This window comes from Polynucleobacter necessarius, from assembly GCF_900096765.1.
GTDB classification, from domain to species: domain Bacteria; phylum Pseudomonadota; class Gammaproteobacteria; order Burkholderiales; family Burkholderiaceae; genus Polynucleobacter; species Polynucleobacter necessarius_F.
Genome location: NZ_LT615228.1, coordinates 1268640 through 1284175, shown reverse-complemented (window position 1 = coordinate 1284175; position 15536 = coordinate 1268640). Strand labels below are relative to the sequence as shown.

General features: G+C 41.0%; 20 protein-coding genes and 1 tRNA gene. 16 read left to right on the top strand and 5 right to left on the bottom strand.

The genetic code is table 11. The annotated features are described in order from the left end of the window. Positions 1 to 312: 312 nt before the first annotated feature. Both DXE33_RS06635 and DXE33_RS06630 read left to right on the top strand, forming a co-directional pair. The gene (locus DXE33_RS06635) at positions 313 to 888 is read left to right on the top strand and encodes a hypothetical protein (RefSeq protein ID WP_114639193.1); all 576 of its coding nucleotides are present in this window, start codon (positions 313 to 315) and stop codon (positions 886 to 888) included. Between the two features lie 66 nt (positions 889 to 954). After that, on the top strand, positions 955 to 1653 hold the full coding sequence (locus DXE33_RS06630) for an AAA family ATPase (RefSeq protein WP_114639192.1): 699 nt from the start codon (positions 955 to 957) through the stop codon (positions 1651 to 1653). Positions 1654 to 1705: 52 nt separating this feature from the next. Here the strand turns inward: DXE33_RS06630 and DXE33_RS06625 are convergent, their stop codons facing one another. Then, entirely contained in the window at positions 1706 to 2290 is a 585-nt protein-coding gene (locus DXE33_RS06625; protein WP_114639754.1) for a tyrosine-type recombinase/integrase, read from the bottom strand. A gap of 453 nt (positions 2291 to 2743) precedes the next feature. Between DXE33_RS06625 and DXE33_RS06620 the strand changes: the two genes are divergently transcribed. Together DXE33_RS06620 and DXE33_RS06615 are read left to right on the top strand one after the other, a co-directional pair. Next, entirely contained in the window at positions 2744 to 3124 is a 381-nt protein-coding gene (locus DXE33_RS06620) for a hypothetical protein (protein ID WP_114639191.1), read from the top strand. Between the two features lie 14 nt (positions 3125 to 3138). Next, on the top strand, positions 3139 to 3486 hold the full coding sequence (locus tag DXE33_RS06615; RefSeq protein ID WP_162785430.1) for a hypothetical protein: 348 nt from the start codon (positions 3139 to 3141) through the stop codon (positions 3484 to 3486). 22 nt (positions 3487 to 3508) lie between these two features. Here the strand turns inward: DXE33_RS06615 and DXE33_RS06610 are convergent, their stop codons facing one another. Together DXE33_RS06610 and DXE33_RS06605 are read right to left on the bottom strand one after the other, a co-directional pair. Continuing rightward, a complete protein-coding gene (locus tag DXE33_RS06610) occupies positions 3509 to 3919 on the bottom strand; it encodes a hypothetical protein (protein WP_114639189.1) in 411 nt (136 codons plus the stop codon). 143 nt (positions 3920 to 4062) lie between these two features. Then, a complete protein-coding gene (locus DXE33_RS06605) occupies positions 4063 to 4587 on the bottom strand; it encodes a hypothetical protein (protein WP_114639188.1) in 525 nt (174 codons plus the stop codon). Between the two features lie 138 nt (positions 4588 to 4725). Here DXE33_RS06605 and DXE33_RS06600 point away from each other — a divergent pair, with 138 nt between their 5' ends. The 3 genes from DXE33_RS06600 to DXE33_RS09670 all read left to right on the top strand — a co-directional run bounded on the left by DXE33_RS06600 (position 4726) and on the right by DXE33_RS09670 (position 6461). Beyond that, complete coding sequence (locus DXE33_RS06600) at positions 4726 to 5166, top strand: DUF6641 family protein (protein WP_114639187.1); 441 nt, start codon at positions 4726 to 4728, stop codon at positions 5164 to 5166. A 70-nt stretch (positions 5167 to 5236) separates the two neighbouring features. After that, a complete protein-coding gene (locus DXE33_RS06595) occupies positions 5237 to 6268 on the top strand; it encodes a tyrosine-type recombinase/integrase (protein ID WP_114639186.1) in 1032 nt (343 codons plus the stop codon). 40 nt (positions 6269 to 6308) lie between these two features. Continuing rightward, the gene (locus DXE33_RS09670; RefSeq protein WP_174222297.1) at positions 6309 to 6461 is read left to right on the top strand and encodes a hypothetical protein; all 153 of its coding nucleotides are present in this window, start codon (positions 6309 to 6311) and stop codon (positions 6459 to 6461) included. Here DXE33_RS09670 and DXE33_RS06590 read toward each other — a convergent pair. Then, entirely contained in the window at positions 6456 to 7037 is a 582-nt protein-coding gene (locus DXE33_RS06590; protein WP_114639185.1) for a hypothetical protein, read from the bottom strand. The genes DXE33_RS09670 and DXE33_RS06590 overlap by 6 nt on opposite strands. A gap of 324 nt (positions 7038 to 7361) precedes the next feature. On the opposite strand from DXE33_RS06590, the gene DXE33_RS06585 reads away from it, so the two are divergent. The 9 genes from DXE33_RS06585 to DXE33_RS06535 all read left to right on the top strand — a co-directional run bounded on the left by DXE33_RS06585 (position 7362) and on the right by DXE33_RS06535 (position 14978). Continuing rightward, positions 7362 to 7438: transfer RNA gene (locus tag DXE33_RS06585), tRNA-Met, on the top strand. A 60-nt stretch (positions 7439 to 7498) separates the two neighbouring features. After that, positions 7499 to 8053 (top strand): DUF2878 domain-containing protein, encoded by a 555-nt coding sequence (locus DXE33_RS06580; RefSeq protein ID WP_114639184.1) that lies wholly within the window; start codon positions 7499 to 7501, stop codon positions 8051 to 8053. Positions 8054 to 8105: 52 nt separating this feature from the next. Beyond that, a complete protein-coding gene (locus tag DXE33_RS06575; protein WP_114639183.1) occupies positions 8106 to 8975 on the top strand; it encodes a tetratricopeptide repeat protein in 870 nt (289 codons plus the stop codon). Between the two features lie 706 nt (positions 8976 to 9681). Then, a complete protein-coding gene (recA, locus tag DXE33_RS06560; protein ID WP_114639180.1) occupies positions 9682 to 10773 on the top strand; it encodes a recombinase RecA in 1092 nt (363 codons plus the stop codon). A 62-nt stretch (positions 10774 to 10835) separates the two neighbouring features. Continuing rightward, positions 10836 to 11297 (top strand): recombination regulator RecX, encoded by a 462-nt coding sequence (recX, locus tag DXE33_RS06555; RefSeq protein WP_231970426.1) that lies wholly within the window; start codon positions 10836 to 10838, stop codon positions 11295 to 11297. 188 nt (positions 11298 to 11485) lie between these two features. Then, complete coding sequence (gene sucC / locus DXE33_RS06550; protein WP_114639179.1) at positions 11486 to 12655, top strand: ADP-forming succinate--CoA ligase subunit beta; 1170 nt, start codon at positions 11486 to 11488, stop codon at positions 12653 to 12655. 15 nt (positions 12656 to 12670) lie between these two features. Continuing rightward, positions 12671 to 13564, top strand: a complete 894-nt coding sequence (gene sucD / locus DXE33_RS06545; protein WP_114639178.1) for a succinate--CoA ligase subunit alpha — start codon at positions 12671 to 12673, stop codon at positions 13562 to 13564. A 76-nt stretch (positions 13565 to 13640) separates the two neighbouring features. Beyond that, positions 13641 to 14348, top strand: coding sequence for a TerC family protein (locus DXE33_RS06540; protein ID WP_114639177.1), 708 nt, complete (start codon positions 13641 to 13643; stop codon positions 14346 to 14348). Between the two features lie 105 nt (positions 14349 to 14453). Next, positions 14454 to 14978 (top strand): pilin, encoded by a 525-nt coding sequence (locus DXE33_RS06535; protein WP_269460030.1) that lies wholly within the window; start codon positions 14454 to 14456, stop codon positions 14976 to 14978. Between the two features lie 67 nt (positions 14979 to 15045). Here the strand turns inward: DXE33_RS06535 and moaC are convergent, their stop codons facing one another. Next, positions 15046 to 15522 (bottom strand): cyclic pyranopterin monophosphate synthase MoaC, encoded by a 477-nt coding sequence (moaC, locus tag DXE33_RS06530; protein WP_114639752.1) that lies wholly within the window; start codon positions 15520 to 15522, stop codon positions 15046 to 15048. Positions 15523 to 15536 lie beyond the last annotated feature (14 nt).

Genomic DNA, 15536 nt, shown 5'->3' with positions numbered 1-15536 from the left:
ATCTCAAAAAAACGATAAAAAGTAAAATAGACGTTATGGATGAGGTTGATATTTTATTAACACATCTTATTTTTATCTTAATAAGAAAGTGAGTTTGCAATGTTCGAAAAAATGTTAAATAACCCTGTTAAAACTACTGCTGATAACACTACTGTCGTTTTAAACGACAGTAGCAACAAAAGTAATAGTTATAAGTTTTCCTTCATTGAGCAGTTAGTGCTTGATAGAGAAGCGTGAGAAAACACAGTAGCTCGTACAAGTAATGAGCAGTTGTATAAGTTGTTAGCACGTTGCTACGGTACGTATATTTCAATGTCGGAAGACAATGAAAAAGCAAAACAAATGCGTGAAGATTTACTAACGTACATTAACTTAAAAGGTTATGTGTTTGCTAAGTCTTCACATACGCTGACAAAAATTGTTAAGTGTGTGTTTGGTGCTGATAGACGTCGTACAAGCACTTACAGCATTGTTTTACGTGCGGCACTTGCTGAAAATAAGACTGAAGCACAAATTGCTGGTTTTATTGAAAGCAGGGGTGGGGTGCAAGAAATACGCTTAGCTAAAGGTAATGCGTTAAGTACTAAAGCTAAAGCTGAGCTTGCTAAAAATACTGTCGTAGAGCAGTCATTGGCAAAAGTAAGCGGGGAAGCGTTAGCTAAACAGCTTGATAGCGGAAAAGTTGGGCAGCAGGTAGTTATTGTTGCTACACAGCAGGCAAGCGGTGAGTTAGTAGCAAATGCAGTTACGTATAGCGAAACGGCTATTAATACAGCGTTATCAGCGTATTACTCTGCTAACAAAGACAGTATTAAGTCGAAAGCAGAAGAGCGTACTAAAGCTAGTAATGACGCACAACTATCTCAGTCTATTAAAGACGCCGCTTAAGTAGTAATCATTTCGGGCACAGCTATTACGCTGTGCCCTTTTTTTTTGTCTAAAAAGGAGAGATTTATGTTTAAAGATTTTGACGAACGCTATACACCACGTACGATTAACGACATTGTGTTTCATTCACAAGATGCAAGGGAGGTAATTAAAGACTGTGTAAGTGGAGCATTGGGTTTCCCTGCGAGCGGTAAGAATGGCATATTGCTTTATGGGGTAAATGGCACAGGGAAGTCAGCATTAGCAAAGCTATTACCCGATTTGTTCGAGTTTTCATTTGGCAATGAGCAGGCAAACTTTGCTACTTACGTGAATATTTCACAAGGTGGTGATAACGGTGCAAAAATTATTGAAAGTATTAAGCACAAGGCAATACTTATACCTTACTGTAATCGCTATAACTACTATGTATTAGACGAGGTAGATAACTTGCGAATAGAGGCAATGGATTCGCTAAAAGCGGCAATGAATATTGCTAGCTTTCAAAATGTGTTCATTCTTACAACTAATAAGCTAAGTGCAGTAGAGCGTGGGGTGCAAGATAGGTGCATACGCATTGAATTTAATGCGGCTCCCGCTACAGCTTGGTTGGATAAGTTTAAGCAAGTGCTTTGTGACTATGGGGTAACGCACGTGACAGATACTGACGCATTGAGAATTATTGAAATGTGCAATGGAAGTGCACGTGAAATTATGCTTGCGGCAAGACAGTTGGTAGTGCGTCATTACAGGAAAAATGGAATGCCACTAAAACTAGCCGCGTAGACAGTCGTTTTAAACAACAGCAGTAGATTAAGCCCGCTTATAGCGGGCTTTTTTATGCGAGCTCTACAGCTTTGCGGAGCATATCGTCACTTGCGTAGATATAAACACTGGTAGTTTGAATATTTTTGTGCCCCAATAGCTTCTGTAGAACCTTTATGCCGACACCCTTCGAAGCGATTGCGGTGGCAAATGAGCGTCTGCCGCTGTGACTGCTTGCACCATCAATGCCAGCTTTCTTGTATAGGTAGTGAAAGTACTGGGCACAGGTGTTTGCAGTGAAGCCGTCACTATCCCGTTTTTGACTATAGAAAAACTTTACGTTTGAATCCTCTAGTTTGCATAGTCGAAAGAACGTAACGTACTGCTTCAACTCTTTGCGTAGTCGTTCGCTAATAAATACAGTTCTTGCCGTACCACCCTTTGTTTGTTCCCCAGTCAACCGAATTTCATGCCTTACTTTGCCTTCAGCATCCACTACATCCTTATAGCGAAGAGCAGATACTTCTCCGCACCTTAACCCCGCTAAATGGGTAATCAAAAGCATTGCTCTATTTCTTAGTGCGTGCTTTCGGGTTGCGATGTAATCAAGCACTCTGCGTAATTCAGCTTGATTTAGTGTTTTCGCTTGCTTAGACATAGTTTTCTCCTTTTTTTTACCTAACCAAAGTTTTGCTATGTCTAAAGTATGTTTTCTTTGTTTATTTTTTCCTACCTCGTAGTGCAAGTTGTGCATCAAATGAAAATCCTTCCATAAATCAATGAGATGTGTATTTTTTCGGGTGAAATGTAATCGTGAAATGTAATCTTTTGTGCATTTCATTACATTGTTTTATTTATGGAATTTGTCGTCTATCTCCCACAGAATTGGGCAGACTTGCGTATAGCGTCTATACGCTGTTTAAGCACCTCTCTGCTGTATTGCTATTAGCTGTAATGTTTTGAGTGCTTGTAGCGTGGTTTTGAATGTCTAATATTCCGGTATTGCGGTTAATATTCTTATAAGCATTGATACCAATTTATAAAAAGGCTAATTGAATGAACGGAATAAAAGTATTCGCAATGTTTTTGGTATTGCTTACTCTAATTAGTTGTGGAAAATCAACTTCAAAAAAAAATTAAATTGCCAGAGCAGCAGGATAAATGGGTTAAGTCTATTACGTTAAGCCCCTATACCACTGTAAAGTACATTGGTAAAACACAAGAACTTTTAGTTACACAGTCAACAAAAGTTACAGAATTGAATTCTCTAAAAACGATTGAAGTAGGCGATGAGATAAGTGGTATTCATATTGGCGCAATTAGATGTATCTTTTTTAGTGAAGATGCTGGTAAAGGTGTCAATCAATATATGTGGCAAGGTCAATGGGGATGTATGGCAGGGCGAACTGAACAGGAGCTGGCTACCGCAATTAGGGCTGATGGAGTGAAAGTGTTTGACTACATATACGCATCACCAGTTAACTTGGATTAAAGATGGGAAACAATATGAATATGAGCATAAAAAGAAAATTCGTTTATGCGATTCCAGCAGTACTAATTTTAGTAATTTTAGGAAAACTATTTTTTGATAGGTATGAAGAAAGGCGACTCATCAGTAAATTACAGGAGCAAGGTATTTTAAGAGATTTGCCTAATAACGAAATTGACTGGATCGCTGTTGAAAGAGAGGTGCAGGCGAAGATCAAATATTCAACTGATAACAATCAATCTGCAATTACGGACTATAAAGGTAATTTAGATAGAGATGGTCAGAATCAACAACTGCAACAAATATTGAACGAAGTAAGAGATATTAATGGTCAAATTGCTGTGCAAGGAATTAGTCGCAAGTAAAAAATTATTCAGAAAGAATTTTTTAACTTAAGTTTCTAATAGTTTCTAAAAACTCTTCAGTATCTATTGCTTCAATTTCAGCAGATACAAAATCAAAATCAAATTGACTGTTTGCTAACGACTCAACTACACCTAAACTTTTCTGTCCTAATGTTACTTTCCACTTTAGTTCAGGTAGCACACCTTTAATACATAAGGTGTAGTGCTGTGTCAGATAGTTAGGTGATAGCTGAAAAATAACTCTATATCCTTCATCATCACTCATAGGCGGCTTTACAGAGATGAACTGTAATGGTTCAGTTATTACTCTACATCTGCCATAACTTAGCAAACCTTCATCAAACTCCGCATCATCTACTGTTCTATTTGTAATTTCACTGATAGCTAATAAAGATAGCTTGTGTAGGACTACGCTTAACTCTTCTTTATTCATATTTTCCTTATCATTATTTACAGTCTATCAGTATTCTATTGATGCATTGCTTAAGTTAGACTTTCATTATTTCAACCAATAGTCATATAACTATAACTAAGCATTGCATCCAATGCTTAGTGTTTAACTACCTAAACACAACTTCAGTCAATGTTTAGTGCGTTATACGGGATTTGAGTGTTTTCAAAGTCCCAACAACTTAAGTTTCCAAATTGCATTTCTTTAGTGCCGTAAAGTAATAAGTGTGATTGAGTGTTAGCTAACGGTTCTGTAATGTATGTGTTGTCTTTTTGATGTGCTTTTTCTACCCAACAGTATGTCCATAACGTCTTTATGTCGTCCGTAGTTAATGCTGTGGGTATGTTGCCTAAATAAATGTTGTAGTGAATTGTTAATTTTGGATTGCTTGTGTTTTTAGTGCCTTCTAATGTAGGTATTAATAGTGGTTGATATGTAAGTGGCTTTCTTTTTGCTCCATTGCCGTAAAGCTCTTTGTTAAAACAATTACGTGCGTGTCGCATATCTTTAATTGCAGATACTCGCATACGCTCAATTTCCCAATCCTCTTTGTGATACGTATGGAAATAGGTATGCGTTACAACATAGTGCGTTATGTGCTTTTGCTGTTTATCCAAAAAGTCTCTAATAGTATTTGCTGTAATTTGCATACGTTTATTTATGCGTTACCAAATAAAACCATTTATTTTTAAGTGAATTATTTGGTTTATGGTGGCAAATATAGGTTGTCCAAACCGAAATTCTGGTAATAAATTAAGTGTGCCCATTAACTTATAGGAGAGAACAAAATGAGCACATTAGATGGATTGAAATTATCAACAGCAAAAAAGCCAGCACATATTCCACAAGTTGTATTTCGACGCAATAAGCTATCAAACAAACTTTGGGAGCAAATTCAGCTTGCTAAAAGTCACATTGACGGTACTAGCTTTACGGTAAAGAAATTTCGTACAGTTAAGGACGTAGAAACGGGACTACGCAAAAGCGTGGAAGTGAATAAAAGGTTGAGAGAGTGGTGGTTTAAGAATGAGGCTGGTAAGGTTTGTGTGTCTGTTAAGTACGGAACAAAAATCATTGAGCTGGCTAAAGGCAAGCACAGCGTGGAAGTTTCAAGTGCTGACGAGTTGGTAAAAGCACTCTCCACAATTAGGCAAGCGGTAGAAGCGGGAGAACTAGATAATCAAATTGAATTAGCTAGCAGTGCTTTGAAGGCAGGTTTTCGTAAGTAGGTAGGTAAGGGTGTCGTTTTAAACGACACCCGTTGCCGAGCAATCCAACTTTACTTAAATAAGGAAAACTATGCGAGCTGTCGTAATAAAACCCCACCCAATCGTTTTTGACAAAATTGAACGCTTAATCAACAAAGTTAATGGTATAAACTTTGAAGAAGAGTTTCTTGCCAAAGTAATTAGCGAGCATCTGGCAAAGCAAAAGAATGGCAAATTGCCAACGATTACAGATGCCTTTCAAATCTATATGAATGAAGCAACTTCTTCGCATCGCCCCACATTTGTTAAACACGCTAACTATCACTTTCGTAGTTTTAGAGATTTTTTTGGTGATTTAACTTTAGATGAGTTAAAGCACTGGCACATAACTGAATATAGAGACTATCAACTTGCACGAGGTTTAAGTCCAACCAGCGTTCGCAAACATAACAACACACTAAACGCTATGCTCAATATGGCATTTAAGCATTTAGATTTAGACAGGCTAAGTCCGTTTAGAGCATTGAAGATTAGGGGTGAGGGCGAGAACAAGCGTCCAATGCCAATCATTACCACTCAACTAATCCAACAAGTCAAAGAGTGCTTACTAAGAAACTCAACACCGCATAAGTTAGTGGCACTTATTCAACTCAATACAGGATTTCGTTTATCAGAACCCTTGTTTGCGAGATTGGAAGATTGTGTGCTGGAACACGATATTCCGCATTTGTGGATAAGACGAAATGCGTTAAGTGATAGAAAAAAAACAAAATCCAGTATTCGTGCTGTACCACTTTGCGGCGTTTCACTAGATGCTGCTAAGGAGCTTTATAAGATTGCGAGAAGAAAAAACAGTGAGTGGTTTGTACCGCACTATGCAAGGGACAATGGCAATACAAGCTGTTCTCAAATCATTAAAAAAACACTCAAAGAGTTTGACTTTAAGAGTCATATGTTTAGGCACGCAATCATTGACAGGATGAAAGCAAGAAACGACATACCCACACGCCTAGCTGAAAGTATTACTGGGCATAGCAGTGGGGGTAGTGAGTTCAATACTTATGGAACTGTTGGTTACACACTTGAGCAAAAGCGTGATGTGATTTTGAAGGTATTGATTTAAGCATTAGGTGTCGTTTAAAACGACACCAATAAATACTTGTATGAAGAGATATAAGGCAACAGCTAAGGCAAGCGGACTATGGACAGAAGCCGTCGTGTTTGCACAAAATCAAGCACAGGCATATGCATTGTTTAAGTCAATCATCGGCTCAGCAAATGTGCCGCATATGCCAACAGAAATTCACTGGCTATGAAATTAACTCACTAAGATAAGGTGCAAAGAAATAGCTTGCAGTCCAATAGACAATTGAAGATGCACCAACAAGCATTAAACCCAACACGATTATCTTTGCTAGTCTAGTCGGCTGTGGAACTGGTATGGTTGTAACCATTTTTGCAAATCCCTCATCTGACTTGGTATATGAATTAATGTCCGTATATACCGTAGGTGGAAAGTAAAGGTAGGAGATTGCTATTTCCTCTCCAGCTACAAGTACTGGAATCAGAAGCTCGGCTGAGCCATTGGGATTGTTAAGAATTTGGTAGTTAATCTGTGGAAATACTTGAAAGCTATTTGGAAGATAGTTGTGTCCAATTCGAACATTCTTTGCTGAGACTCTACCCGTATTTTTAACAACGAAAGTGTGAGTGTTGACTTGTGATGCTTGTTGAGGTGATGGTGATTGGGAATTTAAAGGAATTGCTGAAGCGTGGATTAGGTAAGTTATTAGCTTAGGCTTATCTTCCAATATTTTTTTGATAAAAATGGCTAACACCGTAGTTAAGACTACAGAACCAGCTTTTAGTAATAAATCAACACCAACTGTCATAAATTCTTTCTAAATATTCTTCGCTAAATACTATATGAGGATTGGTGAAATTCAACCGATTAAGCCGCTTAACCCCAGCCAGGCACACATAGAAGCATTAAAAAAGCAGAAAGAGCGTGCTGGAACAGCGTTAGATGCTGAAAGAAAGCGTTAAAAAATTACCAAAGCACAACAAACTCTAAAAAAAGCAGTTTCTGCGTAAGCAGGAAAAGCCGAACAGGGTTAAACACCCTTAAACAGGATTTAGCACCGTAGAACTGCACGGAAAGAGCTATTTGACAGAGTTTGCACAGCACCACTCCTATCACTTATAATAGCGAGTTCGGCGAATTAGCTCAGCTGGTTAGAGCGACGGAATCATAATCCGCAGGTCCGGGGTTCAAATCCCTGATTCGCCACCAAATATAAGGCTATTGCCGATCGGCAATAGCCTTATATTTGGGCTCTATAGAATCCTTCTGATGGCTAAATTTTGGAACTTTGTCTTTTTTCAGGCGGGCTGGTTTGCCTGTGTGTTGGGTGCAGCCAATAAGCAGGTCTTCTGGGCAGTCTCTGTGACATTGGCCTATATCGCATTTCATATATGGCAACTCAATGAGCCTAAAAAGTCGTGTCATCTACTCGTTAGGGCGCTACTTTATGGAATCTTAGCTGACACAATGCTTATGAATTTGGGGTATTTAAATTTTCAGGACTCTTGGCCTTCCAGCTACCTGTCTCCCATTTGGATGTGGACGCTGTGGCTTTTGGTGGCAACTACTATTAACGGTTCATTATCTTGGCTACGTGGCAAGACCTTATTAGGAGTGGCTTTAGGCGCTATTTGTGGCCCGCTTTCATATGAGGCAGGTATTCGAATGGGAGCCGGGAGTTGGGGTTCTAAGGGTCAAACTATTGGATTCGTTATGGTCGGGGTAGTGTGGGCAGCTGTTATACCATTATTGTTCTATTGGGATGGCCGGTCTTCATCTCAATCCCACAATCACATTAAAAAAATTCAGTTGAGTCATGTGTAACTTGAGCTCACTAACCCCATCATAACTATTTCCAAATTAAGTAAAATCACAGTTGCAAGAAAATCAAATTGATCATTTGTTTCAGCAGGGCTTTTCTTTGCATCAACAGGGAAGGCTTGAGGAAGCTCAAGTAATTTATGAGTCGATATTGAAATTACAAGCAAGTCACTTTAATGCCTTGCAGCTTTTAGGCGTCATCTTTCTAGAGAAAAAACAATTTATACATTCGATTAACTTGATAACAAAAGCGCTTCAAATCCAAGATAATCAGGCCCCTTGTTATTACAACCTGGGTAGCGCTCAGCAAGGGCTGCAACAATATGAAGAGGCCATCGCTAGATACGATAAAGCGGTTGCTATTAATCAAGAATTTGCAAAGGCACATCACGATCGTGGAGTAGCCCTACAAGAGCTTCAACGTTTAGAGGAGGCTATTACTAGTTACGAGAATGCGATTGCCATCCAGGGCAGTTATCCTGAGGCGAGTTGGAACTTATCTTTGTGTCAGCTGCAGGTGGGAAATTTTCATGCGGGATGGCGTGGGTATGAGTGGCGCTGGAAGAATTCCGAAATCAGTAAAACCGCTGGGCTCAGAAATTTAAAGCAAAAACTGTGGCTTGGTGCCGAATCTCTTCAGGGTAAAACAATCCTTCTGCATGCTGAGCAGGGGTTTGGTGACACCATTCAGTTCTGTCGATTTACTCGGCTAGTTTCTCAATTAGGGGCTAAAGTAATTTTGGAGGTGCAACCATCTTTGGTGAGCCTTCTCCAAAATTTAGAGGGTGTGAGCAAGGTGATTGCAAGGGGGGATCCAATTCCTGAGTGTGATTACCAATGCCCGTTGATGTCCTTGCCATTGGCGCTGAACACTGATCTAAATAATATTCCTGGGGTGCCAAAAAAATTTATCACCTGCTGTTGATAAGGAGCAAAAATGGCGTATGAAGTTGGACCAGAGATCACAGCCTAGAATCGGTCTTGTTTGGAGCACTAGTGGCAAATACAAGAGTGGTTACGATAAGAGTATTTTTTTGTCTCAGATGCTTCCTTTTTTACCCTCTGGACCTGACTATATTTGCTTACAAAATGAACTTAGAGAACTTGATCGAGAAGTTTTAACTCGGTTTGGCCGAATAAGGTACTTTGGAGAGTTAATAGATTAGATGATTTTTCTGACACTGCGGCTCTATGTGGATTAATGGATTTGGTGATTAGTGTTGACACCAGCGTTGCGCGTCTATCGGCATCTCTCAATAGGCCAACTTGGCCACTTTTGCCATTTAATGCTGATTGGCGTTGGCTATTAAATAGGAATGACAGCCCCTGGTATCCATCGCTCAAAATTTTTCAACAACAAAGATTAGGGGGGTGGGTTCCCGTGCTCCAACAGGTAAAGAGCGATTTAGAGGGTTTTTTGGCACCAAAATAGCCATCTTTGATGGTTTTGTCTTTTTACCTTAGGTGGGTGCCTATAGTCGAGGAAGGCTGAGTAAAAAATCGGTAAATTCCATTGAAAGTTACTTGCAATCAATACTGTTTTTATATACAGTAGATATTAAGTTGTCAGGCAGCAAGTAAAACTTCAGGAAAAAGCTCGATATAAAGCTAAAGCGAAAAGGGAATAAAAAATGGCCTTAGATGATAAAAAAAAGTCAGCATCCTCAGAATTTGAGGGGATGAGTGGAGACAAGCAAAAGGCGTTAACGGCAGCGTTAGCTCAAATTGAGAAGCAATTTGGCAAAGGCTCAATCATGCGATTGGGTGATGCCGAGATTAGTCAAGATATTCAAGTGGTATCAAGCGGTTCACTCGGTCTAGATATTGCTTTGGGGGTTGGTGGTCTTGCGCGTGGTCGCGTAATTGAAATCTATGGCCCAGAATCATCCGGTAAAACTACATTAACTTTGCACGCTATTGCGGAAATGCAAAAGCTTGGCGGCACTTGCGCCTTTATTGATGCTGAACATGCTTTAGATGTTCAGTACGCATCTCGTTTGGGTGTTGATGTTAATAATTTATTAATCTCTCAACCGGATACCGGTGAGCAAGCTTTAGAAATTGCAGATGCCTTGGTGCGTTCTGGTTCAATCGACTTGATCGTGATTGACTCAGTAGCAGCTTTGGTTCCGAAAGCTGAGATTGAAGGCGATATGGGCGATTCATTGCCGGGCTTGCAGGCTCGTTTGATGAGCCAAGCTTTGCGTAAGTTAACTGGCGCAATTAAGCGTACCAACACTACCGTGATCTTTATTAACCAGATTCGTATGAAGATTGGTGTGATGTTTGGTTCCCCAGAAACTACTACTGGCGGCAATGCACTCAAGTTCTATGCTTCTATGCGTTTAGATATTCGCCGCATCGGCAGCATTAAAAAGGGTGACGAGGTTGTTGGAAATGAAACACGCGTAAAAGTGGTTAAAAACAAGGTTTCCCCTCCGTTCCGTGAGGCTATTTTTGACATTATGTATGGCGCTGGCATTTCTAGAGAAGGCGAAATCATTGATATGGGCGTTGAAGCCGATATCGTGGAAAAGTCTGGTTCCTGGTATAGCTATAACGGTGATCGTATTGGTCAAGGCAAAGACAATGTGCGCGATTTCCTGAAGGAGAATCCTGAGATCGCCAAAGATATAGAAGCGAAGATTCGTGAAAAACTTGGTGTTAAGGTTGGCTCCGCTGTTGTGACAGATGTGCTGAGTGAGGAAGAGGAAGTCGAATAGTTCGATGTCAGAATTAGGCAGTAAAAAACCCCAAACAAAGCCCGAGTCTCAAAGCTCGGGCTTTGCGTCTTTTGTCCCTTCGAGAATATAGTCGCAAGAATCTGGCGGCAAAGTTACTAGAATCCGAAACACGCAGGGCCAAACTAAGAGGCGAGGAAGAAGAACAGGGCCCAGAATCTAAGGTGCTTCAAATTGAGATGGTTTTAGATGATTTTGAAGCCAGGGGGTGGCTATCAAATGAGCGTTTTGCAGAGGCCCTAGTTCGTAGACGTGGCGAGCGCTATGGTAGCCGAAGAATTCAAGATGAATTAGAGAGGGCGGGCATTGATACAAAGCAATCAGCTAGCTTGATTGGGGCCTTGAGAGAAACTGAGTTTCAGCGCGCATACGAGCTTTGGCTCAGAAAATATGGGCAAAAAGCAGAGGACCAAAAAGAACGTGCAAGACAATATCGATTCTTGGCATCAAAAGGATTTAGTTCGGATGTGGTGACCAGAATCATCGGCGGCCAGACCCCCGATTAGGGCAATTACGGATCTGGAAACACGTTTTGCGGCATTGCAGCATGATAGACTTAGGGAGTCGGTCAAGTCATTCGCATTTATTCAAAATTAGCTAATTTAGCTATATCGAGAGTAAGTATGAGATTGTGGCGACATCGGTTTTACTAATCCTCATCGCTTGCTAAAAAAGATACCGTTTCGGAGTAATTATGAAAATTCATGAGTACCAAGGCAAAGAACTTCTTCGCCAATTTAATGTGCCTGTTCCTAATGGCATTCCTGCGTTTAGTGTTGATGAGGCGGTGAAAGCTGCTGAAAAGCTTGGTGGTCCAGTATGGGTTGTCAAAGCCCAGATTCATGCTGGTGGACGCGGTAAAGGCGGTGGCGTGAAGTTGGCTAAGAGCATGGATGAAGTGAAGAAATACGCTTCTGAAATCTTGGGTATGCAGCTCATGACCCACCAAACAGGGCCAGAAGGTCAAAAGGTGAATCGCCTCTTGATTGAAGATGGCGCAGATATCAAAAAAGAGTATTACTTTAGTATCGTTACCGATCGTGCGACACAGAAAAATGTCATCATGGCCTCATCTGAAGGCGGCATGGATATTGAGGAAGTTGCTGAATCTCACCCAGAGAAAATTATCAAAGTATTTGTAGATCCATTAGTTGGATTGACTGATGCAGACTGTGACATCGTGGCAAAAGGAATTGGTGTTCCAGAAGCCTCTATTCCGATGGCTCGCGATGTGTTTAAGAATCTGTATAAAACCTATTGGGATACAGATGCTTCATTGGTTGAAATTAACCCATTAATTCTTGAAGGCAATGGCAAGATCAAGGCTTTAGACGCTAAGTTTAACTTTGATCCAAATGCATTATTCCGTCATCCAGAGATCGTTGCATACCGCGATATCGATGAAGAAGACGCTGCAGAAATTGAAGCTTCTAAATTTGACCTTGCTTATATCTCTTTGGACGGAAATATCGGTTGTTTGGTGAATGGCGCAGGTTTAGCAATGGCAACGATGGATACCATTAAGTTGTTTGGTGGCGAGCCTGCTAACTTCTTAGACGTTGGTGGTGGCGCTACTGCAGAAAAGGTTACTGAAGCATTCAAGATCATGTTGAAGAACAAGAGTGTTGAGGCAATTTTGGTCAACATCTTCGGCGGTATTATGCGTTGTGATGTGATTGCTGATGGTGTTGTTACTGCATGTAAAGCAGTAAATCTCACCGTACCTTTGGTGGTGCGTATGAAGGGCACCAACGAAGAGTTGGGCAAGAAAATTCTTGCTGACTCAGGTTTGCTAATTATTAGTGCCGATTCAATGGCTGAAGCTGCTACCAAAGTAGTTGCTGCTGTTGCCAAAAACAAATAATTCAGGAATTTCAACATGTCTATTTTGATTAATAAAAGCACCAAAGTCATTACACAAGGTATTACTGGTAAGACCGGTCAGTTCCATACAGAAAAATGTCAGGAATACGCAAACGGTAAAAACTGTTTTGTTGCTGGCGTGAACCCTAAAAAAGCTGGCGAATCCATTTTTAATATTCCAATTTATGCGACAGTGAAAGAAGCCGCTCAGCAAACTGGTGCCACAACTTCAGTAATCTATGTTCCGCCTCCGGGTGCAGCAGCTGCCATTTGGGAGGCAGTTGAGGCTGATCTGGATTTCGTAATCTGTATTACTGAAGGTATTCCAGTGCGCGACATGCTTGAAGTGCGCAATAAGATGAAGGCAAAAGAAGCTAAGGGTGGCAAGAAAACTCTATTGCTTGGTCCTAATTGCCCCGGAATCATTACCCCAGACGAAATCAAGATCGGCATCATGCCTGGCCACATTTATAAGAAAGGCCGAATTGGTGTTGTAAGCCGTTCTGGTACGCTGACCTATGAAGCAGTTGGTCAACTGACCGCTATTGGTTTGGGTCAATCTACAGCGGTTGGTATCGGTGGTGACCCAATTAATGGTCTAAAGCATATCGATGTCATGCGGATGTTCAATGAAGATCCTGAAACCGATGCCGTCATTATGATCGGTGAGATTGGTGGACCAGATGAGGCTGAAGCAGCTCGCTGGTGCAAAGAGAACATGAAAAAGCCGGTAGTCGGTTTTATCGCCGGCGTTACTGTGCCTCCTGGCAAACGTATGGGTCACGCAGGTGCATTGATTTCTGGTGGTGCAGATACTGCTGATGCCAAACTTGCCGTGATGGAAGAGTGCGGCTTCAAAGTAACCAAGAACCCATCCGAAATGGCTGCTTTATTAAAAGCTATGCTGTAATTCAATCTAAAAAGGCGCTACTCATGTGGCGCCTTTTTATTGATTACTAAGATAATAAAAAAGTAGGAGACATCTTATGGATTTTTCAGCATTTTCTGACGCTGCGTTTTGGGCCGCTCCTCTTTTATCAATCATTATTGCCAATATTTTGCTCTCTGGCGATAACGCAGTTGTAATTGCTCTAGCTTCTCGTAACTTGCCTGCCGAACAACAAAAGAAAGCAATATTTTGGGGAAGCGCTGCCGCTATTATTTTGCGAGTGATTTTGACGGTTACTGCGGTGCAGTTATTGTCTTTGCCGTACTTGAAAATTGTTGGCGCCATTCTCTTGGTGTATATCGGTGTGCAGTTACTAGCTGATAGTGATGAAGAAGAGGAGATGGATGGGCACTCTAATATTTGGGCTGCTATCCGTACTATTTTGGTCGCTGATTTGGTAATGAGTCTAGATAATGTGATTGCTGTAGCTGCTGCTGCTCAAAAAGGCCCAGAAGAAACGCGTTTAATTTTGCTTATTATTGGTCTTGGCCTTTCAATTCCATTGATCATTTTTGGTAGCACCATGTTATTAAAAGTGATGGATCGCTTTCCTATCATCATTACCTTGGGTGCTGGACTTTTAGGTCTTTTAGCTGGTGGAATGTTGGTCGAAGACCCTGCTATTAAGGACTCTATCCAAGAGGCAATGTCAGATGCTCATATGATTTTTGAAGGAATCGGTGTTTCTATTGTGATTTTGTTGGGAACCTACCTCAAGAAAAAGAATGCTGCTAAAGAGGTCTAATTCACACGCGAAGATCAGAAAAAGCCGGCTTTTTTATTGCTGACTGACTTGAGAAAGCCAGGCATAGACAGGATGATGTGGTATTTAATTTTGAAGGAATTGAGTATGCAAAACATGAGCCCTTTGGTGTCAGCTAAACAGCAAGAGAATTTTAGGGAGGATGGCTTTACTTTGATTGAGGTAATGGTAGTAGTGGCAATCATCGGGATTTTGGTGGCAGTTGCTGTTCCGCAATACCAGGATTACATAGCCCGCAGTCGAATAGTAGAAGGGATGAATTTGTCGTCTAGTGCAAAGCTGGCTGTTACAGAGGCATTTGCTAGCCGTGGCACTGTCCCGATGGATGATGCAACTCAGGGTTCATTTACATTTACCCCTACAAGGAGTGTCAAGCTAATAGAGATCACGCCATCGGGAGCGATCGCAATTGATTATCAACTCAGCGTAGCTCCAGAAGGTAAAAATACTTTGCATTTAGTTCCTACAAATGAGCCGGATGCAAATTCACCAAGACCCATTGATTTATCAAAACCAGAGGGTGCTACCTGGGCTGGTGGATGGTCTTGTAGATCAACTCAGACAAATTTGTTACTGCAGCTATTGCCATCGGAGTGCAGAATTAGTAAATAAAGGTTTCGGTTGAATTGAAGTGCAAAATAGCCACCCTCGGGTGGCTTTTGAATATAGTGAGTAACATTTATTGAGATTTCCACTCCCCTGATTTTCCGCCACTCTTCTCAAGCAGTTTGATATCACCTATCACCATGCCGCGGTCTACTGCTTTGCACATGTCATAAATGGTGAGGAGAGCCACTTGAACTGCGGTTAGAGCTTCCATTTCCACCCCTGTGGGACCTGTGGTTTCAGCTTTTACCTGGCAACTGATGGCATTATTTTTTTGGTCTAGCTCAAAGTTGAGGCTCACATGAGTGAGGGCCAATGGGTGGCACAGAGGAATAAGATCTGATGTTTTTTTGGAAGCCTGTATGCCAGCAATTCGCGCTATTCCAAGAACATCCCCTTTTTTATGGCTTCCAGCCTCAACCATTTTGAAAGTTTCAGGAAGCATTGTAATTTTGCCGGTTGCCACTGCAACTCGATGGGTGGATGCTTTATCGCCAACATTTACCATGTGGGCTTGGCCACTATTGTCAAAATGAGTTAGTTTATTCATGGGATAAGTTTTAC

Coding starts and splice junctions, on each gene's coding strand:
- DXE33_RS06635 (WP_114639193.1), top strand. CDS start 313: ATGTCGGAAGACAATGAAAAAGCAAAACAAATGCGTGAAGATTTACTA.
- DXE33_RS06630 (WP_114639192.1), top strand. CDS start 955: ATGTTTAAAGATTTTGACGAACGCTATACACCACGTACGATTAACGAC.
- DXE33_RS06625 (WP_114639754.1), bottom strand. CDS start 2,290: ATGTCTAAGCAAGCGAAAACACTAAATCAAGCTGAATTACGCAGAGTG.
- DXE33_RS06615 (WP_162785430.1), top strand. CDS start 3,139: ATGAATATGAGCATAAAAAGAAAATTCGTTTATGCGATTCCAGCAGTA.
- DXE33_RS06610 (WP_114639189.1), bottom strand. CDS start 3,919: ATGAATAAAGAAGAGTTAAGCGTAGTCCTACACAAGCTATCTTTATTA.
- DXE33_RS06605 (WP_114639188.1), bottom strand. CDS start 4,587: ATGCAAATTACAGCAAATACTATTAGAGACTTTTTGGATAAACAGCAA.
- DXE33_RS06600 (WP_114639187.1), top strand. CDS start 4,726: ATGAGCACATTAGATGGATTGAAATTATCAACAGCAAAAAAGCCAGCA.
- DXE33_RS06595 (WP_114639186.1), top strand. CDS start 5,237: ATGCGAGCTGTCGTAATAAAACCCCACCCAATCGTTTTTGACAAAATT.
- DXE33_RS09670 (WP_174222297.1), top strand. CDS start 6,309: ATGAAGAGATATAAGGCAACAGCTAAGGCAAGCGGACTATGGACAGAA.
- DXE33_RS06590 (WP_114639185.1), bottom strand. CDS start 7,037: ATGACAGTTGGTGTTGATTTATTACTAAAAGCTGGTTCTGTAGTCTTA.
- DXE33_RS06580 (WP_114639184.1), top strand. CDS start 7,499: ATGGCTAAATTTTGGAACTTTGTCTTTTTTCAGGCGGGCTGGTTTGCC.
- recA (WP_114639180.1), top strand. CDS start 9,682: ATGGCCTTAGATGATAAAAAAAAGTCAGCATCCTCAGAATTTGAGGGG.
- sucC (WP_114639179.1), top strand. CDS start 11,486: ATGAAAATTCATGAGTACCAAGGCAAAGAACTTCTTCGCCAATTTAAT.
- sucD (WP_114639178.1), top strand. CDS start 12,671: ATGTCTATTTTGATTAATAAAAGCACCAAAGTCATTACACAAGGTATT.
- DXE33_RS06540 (WP_114639177.1), top strand. CDS start 13,641: ATGGATTTTTCAGCATTTTCTGACGCTGCGTTTTGGGCCGCTCCTCTT.
- DXE33_RS06535 (WP_269460030.1), top strand. CDS start 14,454: ATGCAAAACATGAGCCCTTTGGTGTCAGCTAAACAGCAAGAGAATTTT.
- moaC (WP_114639752.1), bottom strand. CDS start 15,522: ATGAATAAACTAACTCATTTTGACAATAGTGGCCAAGCCCACATGGTA.